At 65.0% G+C, this 14,009-nt stretch carries 10 protein-coding genes and 2 pseudogenes; 9 read left to right on the forward strand and 3 right to left on the reverse strand.

From position 1 onward, the window contains the following. Together AS156_RS44615 and AS156_RS19380 are read right to left on the reverse strand one after the other, a co-directional pair. The coding region (locus AS156_RS44615) for an aldo/keto reductase (RefSeq protein ID WP_430641806.1) at nt 1–345 on the reverse strand (345 nt) is incomplete at its 3' end. Further along, complete coding sequence (locus tag AS156_RS19380; protein WP_066507609.1) at nt 342–1,523, reverse strand: MFS transporter; 1,182 nt, start codon at nt 1,521–1,523, stop codon at nt 342–344. The genes AS156_RS19380 and AS156_RS44615, both read right to left, overlap by 4 nt. Before the next feature lie 103 nt (nt 1,524–1,626). Here AS156_RS19380 and AS156_RS44620 point away from each other — a divergent pair. Both AS156_RS44620 and AS156_RS44625 read left to right on the forward strand, forming a co-directional pair. After that, nucleotides 1,627–2,179: pseudogene (locus tag AS156_RS44620) on the forward strand (LysR family transcriptional regulator); the annotation flags it as partial. 1 nt (nt 2,180) lies between these two features. After that, nucleotides 2,181–2,588, forward strand: a pseudogene (locus AS156_RS44625) (LysR substrate-binding domain-containing protein); the annotation flags it as partial. Nucleotides 2,589–2,620: 32 nt separating this feature from the next. Here the strand turns inward: AS156_RS44625 and AS156_RS19390 are convergent. Further along, the gene (locus AS156_RS19390) at nt 2,621–3,370 is read right to left on the reverse strand and encodes a class I SAM-dependent methyltransferase (RefSeq protein WP_066507612.1); all 750 of its coding nucleotides are present in this window, start codon (nt 3,368–3,370) and stop codon (nt 2,621–2,623) included. A gap of 281 nt (nt 3,371–3,651) precedes the next feature. Between AS156_RS19390 and AS156_RS19395 the strand changes: the two genes are divergently transcribed. The 7 genes from AS156_RS19395 to AS156_RS45640 all read left to right on the forward strand — a co-directional run. Continuing rightward, a complete protein-coding gene (locus tag AS156_RS19395; protein WP_066507622.1) occupies nt 3,652–6,027 on the forward strand; it encodes a glucose/quinate/shikimate family membrane-bound PQQ-dependent dehydrogenase in 2,376 nt (791 codons plus the stop codon). Nucleotides 6,028–6,209: 182 nt separating this feature from the next. Next, nucleotides 6,210–7,529, forward strand: a complete 1,320-nt coding sequence (locus AS156_RS19400) for an Hsp70 family protein (RefSeq protein WP_066507625.1) — start codon at nt 6,210–6,212, stop codon at nt 7,527–7,529. A gap of 171 nt (nt 7,530–7,700) precedes the next feature. After that, nucleotides 7,701–9,293: an ABC-F family ATP-binding cassette domain-containing protein gene (locus tag AS156_RS19405; protein WP_066507627.1), complete on the forward strand. Its 1,593-nt coding sequence runs from the start codon at nt 7,701–7,703 to the stop codon at nt 9,291–9,293. Between the two features lie 52 nt (nt 9,294–9,345). Beyond that, nucleotides 9,346–9,711, forward strand: a complete 366-nt coding sequence (locus AS156_RS42175; protein WP_136626310.1) for a peroxidase — start codon at nt 9,346–9,348, stop codon at nt 9,709–9,711. Beyond that, complete coding sequence (locus AS156_RS19410) at nt 9,630–11,291, forward strand: winged helix-turn-helix domain-containing protein (protein WP_066507630.1); 1,662 nt, start codon at nt 9,630–9,632, stop codon at nt 11,289–11,291. The genes AS156_RS42175 and AS156_RS19410 overlap by 82 nt, the downstream gene beginning before the upstream one ends. Nucleotides 11,292–11,535: 244 nt before the next feature. Then, nucleotides 11,536–12,687, forward strand: a complete 1,152-nt coding sequence (gene ampH, locus AS156_RS19415; RefSeq protein WP_245312961.1) for a D-alanyl-D-alanine-carboxypeptidase/endopeptidase AmpH — start codon at nt 11,536–11,538, stop codon at nt 12,685–12,687. Between the two features lie 449 nt (nt 12,688–13,136). Beyond that, on the forward strand, nt 13,137–14,009 hold an 873-nt coding region (locus tag AS156_RS45640; protein WP_347336635.1), incomplete at its 3' end, for a pectate lyase-like adhesive domain-containing protein.

Raw genomic sequence — 14,009 nt, forward strand, 5'->3', positions numbered from 1 at the left:
GAGCCGATAGCGCGACGTGCCGGCATCAAGCGGACCATCGCCCATCGGCAGGCCCGTCTTGGTGGAAATCAGCACCTTGTCGCGACGCCCCTTGATCGCGGCGCCGAGAATTTCCTCAGATGCGCCGTTGGAATAGACGTCGGCGGTGTCGAACAGATTGACGCCGGCATCGAGGCAGATGTCGATCAACCGGCGCGCCTCGTCGACGCCGCTCCGTCCCCATGCAGAGAACAGTGGTCCCTGGCCGCCGAACGTGCCGGTACCGAAGCTGAGCACGGACACTTTCAAGCCGGATGCGCCGAGATTGCGATATTCCATGATTGAACTCCTTCTGTATCCGTTCATTGAGCCGGGCACTGCGCAGCCAAGGCGGCCGGGCGGTCGAGGCGCAGGCTCCACAGCGCCAGCAGGAGCCCAACCGCGGTGATGACAGCGGCCACCAGCGGCAGCGCGCTGAGGCCGAGACCACGATCGATGGTCACGCCGCCGGCCCAGGCGCCGAGCGCATTGCCGAGATTGAAAGCCGCGATGTTAAGGCTCGAGGCCAGCGTGCGTCCTTCCACACCGGCGGCTTCGAGCACTCGGAGTTGCAGCGGTGCGACAGTCGCGAACGCGGCAATGCCGAGCACGAAGAGAAGGGCCACCGCCAATGCCTTGATCGAGACCACGGCGGCGAGCACCACGAGGACGACGGCGAGGCTGCCGAGCGTCACGAGCAGCGCGCGTGCGAGTCCCTTGTCGGCAAGCCGTCCGCCCGCGACATTGCCGATCGCAAGTCCGGCGCCGAATACCAGCAGGATCGGCGAAACCGCCGCGTCCGAAAATCCGGTGAGGCGGGTCAGGATCGGCTGCACATAGGTGAACACTGCAAACAGTCCGCCGAAGCCGAACACCGTCATGGCAAGCCCGAGCAGGACCTGCGGACGGCCGAGCACGGCGAGTTCGTCGCGCAGCGGCGCCGGTTTGTCGCTATTGCCGACATGGCCGGGCACGAGCACCGCCACCACAACGAAGGCGATGACCCCGATGACAGCCACGGCCCAGAACGCCGCGCGCCACCCGAGCATCAGGCCGAACCACGCGCCGAACGGCACGCCCAGCAGCGTGGCGACCGTCAAGCCGATGAACATCGTGGCAATCGCCGATGCACGCTTGTCCTCGGCGACAAGGCTCGCCGCCACCACCGAGCCGACGCCGAAGAAGGTGCCGTGCGCGAGCGAGGTCAGGATGCGCGCCGCCATCAGGAGCCCGTAGCTCGGCGCCAACGCGCAGGCCGCGTTGCCGAGGGTGAAGATCGCCATCATGGCCAGCAGCACCGTCTTGCGCGGCATCCTCCGTGTCGCCAGCGTCAGGATCGGCGCGCCGACGAACACGCCGAGCGCGTAGCCGGAAATCGGCAGCCCCGCCGTGGAGACCGAGACCTGCATGTCGGCAGCGACCTGCAGCAACAGCCCCATGATGAGGAATTCGGTGGTGCCGATGCCGAAGGCACCGGCGGTCAGGGCAAGAACGGCAGCAGGCATGGTCGCTCCGGATCGAATGATGATTTCCGCGATGCGACATAGCGGTTCAGTTCCAAAAGGATTAGGATGGCGCCAATCCAATCATTTGTGACATGAATTCAACATGGCCCGTCTTGACACCAACCGCTCCGGCGAGATGGACGTCTTCGTCCGCGTCGTCGATCTCGGCGGCTTCACCGCGGCGGCGAACAGCCTGCGCCTGACACCGTCGGGCGTCAGCAAGCTGGTCTCCCGGCTCGAGACCCGGCTCGGCACGCGGCTCGTCAACCGCACCACGCGCAAGCTGCAGCTCACCGAGGAAGGGCAAGCCTTCTACCAGCGCGCGCTGCGTATTCTCGCCGATATCGAGGAGGCCGAACGCGAAGCGGCCTCCTGCGCGCCGCGCGGCCATCTCACCGTCAACAGCAACATCCCGTTCGGCATGCTGCATGTGATGCCGCTGTTGCCGCGTTTCATGAGCGAGAATCCCGACATCACGCTCGATCTCGTGTTGACCGACACGCTGGTCGACCTGATGCAGGAGCGCGCGGACATCGCCATTCGCGCTGGCCCGCTCGGCGCATCGCGCCTGATCGCGCGCAAGCTCGGCACCAGCCGCATGGCCGTGGTCGCCGCGCCCTCGTATCTCGCTCGCTTCGGCACGCCGAAGGCACCCGNCCCGCCGATCTCGCCGGACATCGCGGCATCGGCTGGACGTTTCCGCGCAGCATCCGGGGCTGGCCGTTCCGCCGGGCTGAAAGGATCGAGGAAGCGCTGCCGCCGCCGGTCGCACGCGCCAGCGACGGCGAGACCGCGCGCCGGCTGACGCTTGGCGGCATCGGAATCGCACGACTCGCGCTGTTCCACATCGGCCCCGACATCGATGCCGGACGCCTCGTGCCGGTGCTGCAGGGCCTCAATCCCGGCGATCGCGAGGACATCCACGCGGTCTATGTCGGCCATGCCGGTCCGCTGCCGGCGCGCGTGCGGGCCTTCATCGATTTCCTGGCAACGCACATCCGCATCGGCGATCCGGCACTGCGGCGAGGGGCGGACGGCAAGTGGAAGATCGTGGCCACGCGGTGAGGCCGCCTGTAACGTCGATTTGTTGGATCGGTCTAGACCCGCTTCAGCAAATAGAGGTTCGTGACGTAGGGAAACACCACCTCGTCGGCCTGGCCGAGACCGGCTTCGCGCAGGACGTCGTCGGTCTTTTCGCGAAGCATCGCCTTCTCCGTGTCGGGAAGGCTGGCGACATAGCTCGTCGAGGCGACCCGCTCGAAAACATCCTGCCGCCGCATCCGATGCGGATGGTCCTGCACGATTTCCTTCTCGAGCACGAAGCGAGGATCCTTCAGGATCCATCGCCAGCGGCCCGACCGCTGCCGCGGCGTGTCTCCCGCGTAGTGCTCGATCATGCGCGACAACGCATCGACCCACGGCATGCGGTCATCCCTGTTATTCCAGACCAGCGCGAATGTTCCGCCGGGGCGCAGCAGCCGCGCGACCTCGGCGACGGACGCCTCGTTGTCGAACCAGTGAAACGCCTGGGCGCAGGTGACGAGGTCGACGCTGCCGGTTTCGAGACCGATCGCATCGGCGCGCGTGTTGATGACCTCGATCCCGGCTTCTTTCGCGAGCTTCGCCGACATCTCGGCAACGGGCTCGATGGCGGCCAGACGAGCCGTCTCGGACAGATGCGGAAGCAGCAGGCGGGTAAACTTGCCGGTTCCGGCACCCAGATCGACGACGCAATGCGCGGTTTGAAGCGGCAGGGCGGCGACGATCTCCGCCGGGTAGCTGGGCCGGCCCGCCTCATAGGCGCCGACCGCGACGCGATAATTCAGTGCTGTGGGATTCAATGTCATCCTGCTTCTCCTGCGCGCCGTGCTGAGTGCCGGATGGTTTAGAGCAGCCCCAGCGCAGGACCGGAAGAGCGCGCCGATTCAAAATTAGCTGAACGCGCATTTTGAAGCAGTTTTGTTTCATCAGGTTTTTTGCATCACAGCTTTGCACGCGGATGTTGCATCGACGCTACAGTTCCCGGTTGCGACTTGCGGGTGATTGAACGAAAGTTCATGAAGGCGGACGTGGTCTGTTGCGCTTGCGCCGGGGCAAGCCCAGCTCCTCTTCCACCACTGGAGTCACCATGCAGCGATCCAGGGCCGTCTTCGTCACGGGTATCATCTACGCATTGATAGGCCTGGTCCTTGCGGGCGGCGGCATCTGGCTCGCCGCATTGGGCGGCTCGATCTTCTACATTATCCTCGGTGTCGGCATTCTCGCGACGGCTGCATTGTTGCTGGCACAGCGCCGTTCGGCGCTATGGCTGTTTGCGATCGTGCTGGTCGTCACGCTGGCGTGGGCGGTCTACGAGGTGCGCTTCGATTGGTGGCCGCTTGCGGCACGCGGCGACATCATCTTCCCCATGGCGCTCTGGCTGCTCACGCCGGTGATCGTTCGCGGGCTGACGCAAAACGAGCCGGTCTCTTATGCACGCGCAACGGCGCCGCTCTGGGGCGGCGTCGTGGTGGCCTCGGCCGTACTCATCGTCGGGCTGCTGTCCAGCTATCACGATATCAACGGCACGATCGCCGAGGCCGGCTCCCCCGTGCCGCAAAGCGAGGCCGACCCACAACCGGATGCCGACTGGCGCGCCTATGGACGCACGCAATTCGGCCAGCGCTATTCGCCGCTGAAGCAGATCACGCCCGACAACATCAGTAACCTCAAGGTCGCCTGGACTTTCCGCACCGGCGACATGCCGACACCAAACGATTCCGGCGAGACCACCTTCGAGGTCACCCCGATCAAGGTGCGCGATACGCTCTATCTCTGCTCGCAGCACCAGATCCTGTTTGCGCTCGACGCCAAGACCGGTGCGGAGCGCTGGCGGTACGATCCCAAGCTGACATTCAACAAGACGTTCCAGCACATGACGTGCCGTGGGGTCTCCTACCACGAGACCGCGGCAGGCGCTGTCGACAGCAGCGGCAATCCGGCGCCCGCCGAATGCCCGCGGCGGATCTTCCTTCCCGTCAATGATGGGCGGATGATCGCGCTCGATGCTGACAGCGGCAAGCTCTGCGAGAGCTTTGCCGATCACGGCATCCTCGATCTGCAACAAGGCATGGCGATCAAGACGGCAGGCTTCTTCGAGCCGACCTCACCGCCCGTCGTCAGTGACAGGATACTGGTCGTTGCCGCCGCGGTGATCGACAATTATGCGGTCGACGTGCCTTCGGGCGTGGTCCGCGGCTTCGATGTCTACACGGGAAAGCTGGTTTGGGCCTGGGACTCCGGTGCGGCGGACGAGAATGCGCTGCCGTCGCCGACGCGGCACTACACCACCGGTTCGCCGAACTCCTGGATTACGGCGTCGTTCGATCCAAAATTGAACCTCGTCTACATCCCGACCGGCAACAACGGGCCCGATATCTGGGGCGGCAATCGCGACGCACTCGTCGAGCGCTATTCCAGCTCGATCGTGGCGCTGGATGTCAACGCCGGCAAGCGCGCCTGGTCGTACCAGACGGTGCATCATGACCTCTGGGACATGGACGTTCCGTCGCAACCGAGCCTGGTCGATCTGACGACGCCCAAGGGGGTCGTCCCCGCGATCATCCAGCCGACCAAGGTCGGCAACATCTTTGTGCTCGACCGCAGGAACGGCGAGTTGATCGTGCCGGCGCCGGAACGTCCTGTCCCGCAGGGAGCTGCGCCCGGCGACCGCACCGCGCCGACGCAGCCGTTCTCCGAGCTGACATTCCGCCCCGAGGCGAAGCTGACCGGCGCGGACATGTGGGGCGGCACGATCTTCGATCAGCTGCTGTGCCGGATCATGTTTCATCGGCTGCGCTACGAAGGCACGTTCACGCCGCCGTCACTGCAAGGCACGCTCGTCTTTCCGGGGAATCTCGGCATGTTCGAATGGGGCGGCATCGCGATCGATCCCGTGAGGCAGATCGCCATCGCCAACCCGATGTCGTTGCCCTTCGCGTCGCGGCTCATTCCGCGCGGCCCCGGCAATCCTCCTGCACCGACGGCCGACAAGCCAGTCGGCAGCGAGGTCGGGGTGCAGCCGATGTATGGCACGCCGTTCGGGGTAGACATCTGGAGCTTTCTCTCGCCGCTCTCCGTGCCGTGCTACCGGCCGCCATGGGGCTCGATGGCCGCGATCGATCTCAGGACGATGAAGATCGTCTGGCAGCATCCCAACGGCACGATCAGGGACACCACGCCGCTACCGCTTCCCTTCAAGATGGGCGTACCGATGCTGGGTGGGCCGATCACGACCGCCGGTGGCGTCGCATTCTACACCGGGACCTATGAATACGTGATCCGGGCCTACGACGTGCGCAACGGCAAGGTGATCTGGGAAGATCGCTTGCCCGCCGGCGCCCAATCGACGCCGATGACCTACGAGGTCGACGGCAAGCAGTATGTCGTCACCGCAGCCGGCGGCCACGGCTCGTTCGGCACCAAACGCGGTGACTACGTCATCGCCTACGCCTTGAAGGATTGAACCCGGAAGCGCCGTCATCATTTCGGGAACGAATTTCTGACACCGCGCGTGAGGTGGACTGCCTCGCGACGGTGTCTCCGTCATTCCCCGGATCGTGAACCTTGCGGCGTCCTGACGGGTTGGCAAGCCGGGCCAAAGCCGCTAAACGTCCGCCCCCTTTCACATCATACTCAGAGCATGACATGTCGAGCGCCTCGCCCGCCATCTCGATCGGCGTCGATTTTGGCACCAGCAACACGGTGATTGCGCTGTCGGACGGCGACGGCCGTGTCGAGGCCATCCGTTTCGATCATGGCGGCCGCACGCACAGCGTCTATGTGTCGGCGCTGTGCTTCTGGGAGGAGCGGCCGGGCAGCGGCCTGCATCCGCACGCCGAGGGCGGGCCGTGGGCGATCGAGCAGTTCCTGGAGGGGCGCACCATTCATCGCTTCATCCAGTCGTTCAAGACATTCGCAGCGAGTTCCGCCTTCAACACCACCCAGATCTTCCGGCAGCGCTACAAGTTCGAGGATCTGCTGGCGGCGTTCCTGCGCACGCTGGCGCGCCATGCCGGCGACGGCTTCAATCTCGGCGCGCCGACCATCATGGTCGGCCGCCCTGTGCGCTTCGCCGGCGGCAACCCGAATGACGAGCTCGCCATGCAGCGCTACAAGGCCGCGTTCGAGCGGCTTGGCGCGAGTCACGCGCGCTATGTCTATGAGCCGGTCGGCGCAGCATTCTCCTTCGCGCGCCAGCTCGACCACGACGCCACCGTTCTGGTGGCCGATTTCGGCGGCGGCACCAGCGATTTCTCCGTGATGCGCTTCTCGCGCGCCGGCGGCGTGCTGCGCGCGGAGCCGCTCGGCCATGCCGGTATCGGCATCGCCGGCGACACCTTCGACTATCGCATCGTCGATCACATCGTCTCGCCGCGGCTCGGCAAGGGATCCAACTACCGTTCGTTCGACAAGGTGCTGCCGATCCCCAATCACTATTATTCGAGTCTCGCCCGCTGGCATCAGCTCGCGATGATGAAGGGCAACGGCGACCTGCGCGAACTGCAGCAGCTCGCGCGCACCGCGATCGATCCCGCCCCGCTGCACGATTTCATCACCATCGTCGACCACGATCTCGGCTTTGCGCTCTATCGCGCCGTATCCGACACCAAGGTCGCGCTGTCGAGCCATGATCGCGTCGAGTTCCGCTTCGTGCGCGAAGACATCGACATCGGCGCGACCGTCACGCGTCGGGACTTCGAAGCCTGGATCGCCGACGACGTCGAACGATTAGGGGCCACCGTCGACGAGGCGCTGGCGAAAGCCGGCATCACCGCGCGCGACGTGGAGAAGGTGTTCCTGACCGGCGGCACATCGTTCGTGCCGGCCGTGCAGCGCCTGTTCGCCGAGCGCTTCGGCGAGACGCGGCTGACATCGGCCGACCAGTTCGAATCGATCGCCTACGGTCTTGCCTTGATCGGCCACACCCAGGACCCCGACCGCTGGACGGTGGCCGCGGCGGCGTGACGCCCACAACGGATACGGTCAAGGCCGGCGTCGGGCCACGCCGCCTGCCTTGATTCCAACGCAGCACGCGACTAAATCACGTCCATCATCAATTCGAGAGGATGCCGACGGCCATGGATTCCATCCGGACAGCAAAGCCCATCAGCCTTGCCCACGGGGACATCCATCGCCATGCCTGCATCGATCACGCTCTCCAATCTGACCCTGTCCGCGCCTGACGGCCGGACTCTCCTTTCCAGCATCGACCTGACCTTCGGCTCCGAGCGGACCGGCCTTGTCGGCCGCAACGGCGTCGGCAAGACGACCTTGCTTGCCCTGATCGCCGGAGAACGCGCGCCGCAATCCGGCACGGTCTCGGTGCGCGGTCGCGTCGGACTGCTTCACCAGACGGTTCAGGTGAAGCCGGAGGACTGCGTCATCGATCTGTTCGGTGCACGCCACGCACTTGTGGCGCTACGCCGCGCCGAGCGCGGCGATGCGACCGCCGATGAGCTTGCGGATGTCGAATGGACGCTGGACGATCGCATTGCCTCCGCGCTGCACCGCGTCGGGCTGAACGATGTGCTCGAAGCGCCACTGGCAAGACTCTCCGGCGGGCAGGCCACACGAGCGCGCCTGGCCGCACTCATCTTCGCGCAGCCCGACTTCCTGCTGCTGGACGAGCCCACCAACAATCTGGACCGCAGGGGACGCGAGGCGGTGATCGACCTGCTCGCCGGCTGGCGCCATGGCGCGATCATCGTCAGCCACGACCGCGAGCTGCTCGAGACCATGGACGCGATTGTCGAGCTGACGTCGCTGGAAGCCAGACGCTATGGCGGCAATTGGAGCCAATACCGCGAACGCAAGGCGGTTGAACTCGCTGCGGCCCGGCACGACCTGGCGACGGCTGACAGGCGCGTGGCCGAGATCGATCGCCAGGAAAAGGAAACGGCCGAACGGAAGGCACGCAAGGACGGCGCAGGCCAGCGCAAGCGCGCCAAGGGCGACATACCGCGCATTGCCGCGGGCCTGCGCAAGGACCGCAGCGAGGACACCAGCGGAGAGAACGCTCGTCTCGCCGAACGGAAGCGAGCGCAAGCGCTCGAGCTCGCCGCCGCGGCGCGGCAGCGCATCGAAGTCCTTCAACCATTCTCGGTGCGACTGCCACCGACGGATCTGCCGACGGGCAGGATGGTGCTCCGGATCGAAGCCGCCGATGTCGGCTACACGGCGGAGAATCCGATCCTGCGCGACGTGACATTCTCCATTGTCGGGCCGGAGCGTGTCGCGATCGTCGGGCCCAACGGGTCGGGCAAGACGACGCTCCTCAAGCTCGTCACCGGCGATCTGACGCCGTCGCGCGGCACGGTGCACGTCGTGAACCGCTTTGCGATGTTCGATCAGACGGTCAGCCTGCTGGATGGCGCGGCCTCCATCCTGGAGAACTTCCGGCGCATCAATCCGGATGCCGGTGAGAACGAATGCCGGGCGGCGTTGGCGCGCTTCATGTTCCGGGCGGATGCAGCGCTGCAGACCGTCTCCCGCCTCAGCGGCGGTCAATTGCTGCGGGCCGGACTCGCCTGTGTTCTCGGCGGCACGACGCCACCGCCGCTTTTGATCCTCGACGAGCCGACCAACCATCTCGACATCGACTCCATGGAAGCGGTCGAAGCCGGATTGCGCGCCTATGACGGGGCGCTGCTGGTGGTGAGCCACGATGAGGCCTTCCTCGAGGCCATCGGGGTTACGCGCAGGTTCGATCTCGGCGCCCATACCCGGTAGCGATCGACCGGATTGTCCAGGTCATCCCGCAGCACGAACCAGAGCGCGACCAATGGCCGCGGCTCCCACCAAAATATCGAAAACAACCCCATGCAAAGTAGCCATCGACCACTGCAAGCGACGGTTTGGGCCGGCGGGCTTCGCGATGGCTGGACAAAAACTCGGCGTCAAGGAGGTCGACGACGGCATTGGCTCACCAATGGGAACGACCAGAATGCCGACTCCGATCCGGCTGAAGAAGGCCAACGGCCGGCTGCACGTCAGGCTTGCGGCACGGCCGTTCAAGAGCATATTTCTATTTGTGTCGGCGTTTGATTTGCTTCAGGGGGCTGGGAAGTGGACAAAGCACTGGATCTCCGCTTCGGGGATCTGTTTCTTGATGAAACCTGCCTTTTCGGACGCCGCAACGGCCTTGTAATTCAGTTCACCAGAAACGAACGCGCGCTGCTGCTCGCCCTCACCCGCAACCCGCAGCGCCTGATGCGCCGGGGCCGTCTGCTCGATGAAGTCGCGTCCGAATCGGACGTATCCGACCGCAACATCGATTTCCTGGTCAACAGGCTGCGGACCAAGCTCGGCGACAACGCCAAATCGCCGAAGTACATCGCCACGCAGTATGGCGAGGGCTATGTCTGGATCGCCGCACCGGTTCGCCCGGCACCGATCGATGCATTCCTGGTGATCGGGCCGGCTTTCGGGCCGCAGGAGCATCCTACCAGCGAGCAAGCGTCGTCCTTGGTCGACCAGCTTCGCGACAAGATCGCCGCCGGTCTCGGCAGTGGCCGCCGGGTTGTAGTTGTCGAGAACTGGAGCCCTGCCGCAGCCGACAAGCTGCGTTATGTCCTGCAGACGAGCTTTCTCGCCGGCAACGGGCAGCTCGATTGCGCGGCAACCTTGCGAGAAATGCCATCGAGGCGCATCGTCAAAGCGTTCCGTCTCCATCTCGATATCGCAGACGCCGCATCGTTCACGTCTGAGGCGACCCGGGTTGCCAACGGCGTCATCGACGCGCTGTCGCAGGCGATGATTGACGCCTCCACCGGCCTCGGCATATCTGCAGACGAACCGCTTGAAATGCGCCTGCCCAAGGCATCGAGCGCGCTGTCGACGTCAAACCCGGCGTGGCTGGCCAGCGGCGAGCAGCTGGGAAAGGCGCGGGAGCAGGATCCCCAGAATGCAGACATCGCCCTGCAATGGTGTCTGCATCTGTTCGCGCGCCTCATACTGATCGGTCCGACCGGTGGGATAAGCCTGGAAGAGCGCTATCGTATCGAGAGCGAGATCGATGCCACGGTGCTGGAGTGCCTGCCCGCCATTGAGACGAATCCGTTGCTGATGTTGGCCGCCGCCAAGCTGTTGTATTTCATCAACCGCGGCCAGCTCGACCTGGCGGAGGACCTTGCCGAGCGCGCCTTCGCCCGGACTGCGGACTTTGCCGCCGCCTTGCCCATTATGGGACAGTTGCGCTACGCGCGCGGCCGTTTCGACGAGGCCGTCGGATTCTTTGATCGCGGCATCGCGATGGCCGAACTGGGCCCTGCCCTTCATCTCCACATGAGAGTCCTGAAGTGCATCGCTCTGCTTGCTGCCGGCGACCGCGCCGCGCTGGATGCTGCTGCCGTTGACACGGCCAACATGGATGCGCCTTGCCCGCCCGAAATCGCCTTGATGATCGGCTGGATGATAGCGCCGGTGGACCGGGCGTTGCCGCCGGCGTCGGCGCAGGCACTTGCCGCGCTTGGCCCCACCGGCGCTGCCGGCGCGATCGAATATGTCTACTTCACCTCGGCACGCCACCTCGTCTCGGAGCACGCACGCGCCAATGTCATGCGCGGTCTGATCGCGCATGTGACGAGGCTACACGGCGAGCAGGCTGTTCCGGCTTTCGTTCTGGCGAGCATCGGGTTCAGCCGCCGCGGCCAGAACATGATGGGCAGCGCGCCCCGACGACGCCCAGCGCCCGACGTGCGGGTGCGCAAAAACACGGCTGAGGCCTGACAGGACGGCGTGACGAGCCGTTCAACTCAACGCTGAGTGGCACGGAAGCTACAATCGGACACGCGCTCTTCAAATAGTGTCCAAACAATTACCTGCTAGACTACAATCGCCGGCTCAGTTGCCGTTGAGCGAGCAAGTGGTGAGCAGCATGTTGTTTCGTTCTCTCCAGATGGAAAGCCGGTCCGCAGCTCCTGGCAGGCCCAGGCAGACAACTCGGCGTTCGCTCTTTTCTCGCTTGTCGAGATTGGCCTCATGCCTGGTCCTGGCAAAATGCGTTGCCGCAGGCGCGCTCCTGACGGCGCTGCCGGCCTATGCCGACAGCGCGCAACCGGGTACGGCCCTCCTGAGGGACATGGTCGGCTTCCAGGGCCAAATCGCGTTCCTGCACATGAACGTCCCGGGAATGGTGCTCGCAGTGGTGCGGAACGGCGAGAGCATCGTCGTGGGCTACGGGGAACGTGCCGACGGCGCCGGCGAGCCTGATGGCGACACCGTGATCCGTGTCGGCTCGATCTCGAAGGCCTTCGCCGGACAGGTTCTCGCCAGCCTTGCGGCCGACGGCACCGTGAGGCTGAGCGATCGCCTTCAGGACCGGCTGGGCTGGCCGAACGCCGTGGTGCCGAAAAAGGACGGCCGCGAGATCACGTTGCTCGACCTCGCGACCCATGGCTCCGGTCTGCCGCGCGAGGTTGCGCTCGAGCGTGATCCGCAGCGCCCGGACTTCGTCTCGCGCGAGATGTACAAGGCCGCGCTGAAGGATCAGGAGCTGCTGTTCGCTCCGGGCACCGGGCTTCACTATTCCAACTATGCGTTCGATCTGCTCGGCGAGGCGCTCTCCAACTCAGCCGGCAAGCCTTATTCCCAACTGCTTCAGGAGCGGGTCTTCGCCCCGGCCGGACTGAAGGATACCGCCGTGCGGCTGAACGACGCGCAGAAGGCGCGCCTGTTCCAGGGCCATGCGCCGGATGGCAAGGCCTATCCGCTGACCGACGTCAGCGACATGCAAGCCGCCGCGAGCGGACTGTTCTCGACGGCGAACGACATGGTGCGCTGGCTGAAGTGGCATCTCGATCGCTTCGGACGCAACGACGCCGAGACACGTACCCTCGACCATGCGACCTATCGGGTGCGCGACGGCCTCGATCCGGTCTCCGGCCTCGATGAATCCGGTCATATGGACGCGATGGGCCTCGGCTGGGTCGTGATGAACCCACAGGGCACGCGCCCGCTCATCCTGCAGAAGGCCGGCGGGCGGCAGGGCACGCTGTCCTATATCGCCTTCTCGCCGGCGCGCGGCGTCGGCGTCTTCATCTCGATCAACAAGTTCGACTTCGCAGCCGGCACCGCGATGCCCGCCTTCGCCAATGAACTGATCAGTCAGCTGGCGCCCCGTTGACGGCCGCTGCCGAGTCCGTGTCAGCCATGCCTTCCCCAATCCGGGTGTCGATCATGCGCATGTTCGCCACCGCGCGCTGAGTGGCACGGAAGCCACAACCGATCCCGCCTCTGCGATCTTCAAATAGTGTCCAAACAATTGCCTGCTAGACGATGACTGCACCGGCTCAATTTGTCGGTCAGCGTGCAAAGTGGTGGGCAGCATGTTGTTTCGTTCAGTTCTTAGCGGGCACTTTTCGCCCGTCTCCGCGCGTTCTTCACGCCTTCTGATTTCATCCCTCGCGTTGCCGTCGATCGCGGTCTCCCTGCCCGCGCTGCGCGCCGATTCACCGCACAAGGCATGCGCTCTTGCGCGCTGGCGCTTGTCCTAAGCCGGCACAAGGCCGGTCCCACTAGCCAATACGTTGGGCGTGCACAGAGCGTCACGATTTTCCTGAAAGGCCAGCCAAGATGTTCAAGCATGTCAAGTTGCCTGCAGACCGCTCACTGGTGCAGCCGACGAAAGCCCGTCTCTCCGCGTCGGCGTCGCGGTTGGTCCTGGCTGCAAGCCTTACGGCAGGCACACTCCTCACAGCGCTGCCGGCCGATGCTGCCAACATCAATGTCAGTACCGAGGGACAGCTCAGGGACGCCATCGACAACGCTCAGTACAGCACCATAACTCTCACCCAGAACATCACGTTGACGCAAAACCTGCCGTGGGTCGCGCGCAGCGTCACTATCAACGGTGGAGGTTTCACGCTCTCCGGCAACAACATGTATCGCGGCCTGTTCATCGCAGCAGACTTCCAGGTCGCGATCAATAATCTGAACATCGTCAATGCCGCCGCGCAGGGCGGGAACGGCGGAAGCGGATATTTCAACCTACCCTCCGGCGGTAGCAGTGGCGGTGGTGGCGGCGGCGGCGCGGGACTCGGCGGCGCACTGTTCGTCGCCACAGGCGCCATCGTGACCGTGAACAATGTCAGCCTGCAAGGCAACTCGGCGCGCGGTGGCAACGGCTCGGGGGCAATCCACCCCGATTACTTGAGAAGCCTCCTCCAAACAAGAACCAGCGGCGGTGGCGGTGGTCTGTCTAGCAACGGAACGGACGGCTTCGTCGTTGCAGACGGTAGCGCTGGCCAAGTCAACGGTGGCGCCGGCGGGGGAGGCTCTGGCGGCTTGGGTGGCGGGGGCGGTGGAGCTCTTTCCACGCAGGCCGGGGCGGGCGGATTTGGCGGCGGCGGCGGTGGTGCTGGGGTCGCTGCGGGAACGCCCGGCGCAGGCGGTTTCGGTGGTGGTAACGGAGGCAGGCCGACGGGTGGTGGCGGCGCCGGCTTGGGC

Origin of the sequence: Bradyrhizobium macuxiense, assembly GCF_001542415.1 — a bacterium.
Lineage (GTDB): Bacteria > Pseudomonadota > Alphaproteobacteria > Rhizobiales > Xanthobacteraceae > Bradyrhizobium > Bradyrhizobium macuxiense.

Coding starts and splice junctions, on each gene's coding strand:
- AS156_RS19405 (WP_066507627.1), top strand. CDS start 7,701: ATGCCTGCATCGATCACGCTCTCCAATCTGACCCTGTCCGCGCCTGAC.
- AS156_RS19395 (WP_066507622.1), top strand. CDS start 3,652: ATGCAGCGATCCAGGGCCGTCTTCGTCACGGGTATCATCTACGCATTG.
- AS156_RS19380 (WP_066507609.1), bottom strand. CDS start 1,523: ATGCCTGCTGCCGTTCTTGCCCTGACCGCCGGTGCCTTCGGCATCGGC.
- AS156_RS19390 (WP_066507612.1), bottom strand. CDS start 3,370: ATGACATTGAATCCCACAGCACTGAATTATCGCGTCGCGGTCGGCGCC.
- AS156_RS42175 (WP_136626310.1), top strand. CDS start 9,346: ATGGCCGCGGCTCCCACCAAAATATCGAAAACAACCCCATGCAAAGTA.
- AS156_RS19400 (WP_066507625.1), top strand. CDS start 6,210: ATGTCGAGCGCCTCGCCCGCCATCTCGATCGGCGTCGATTTTGGCACC.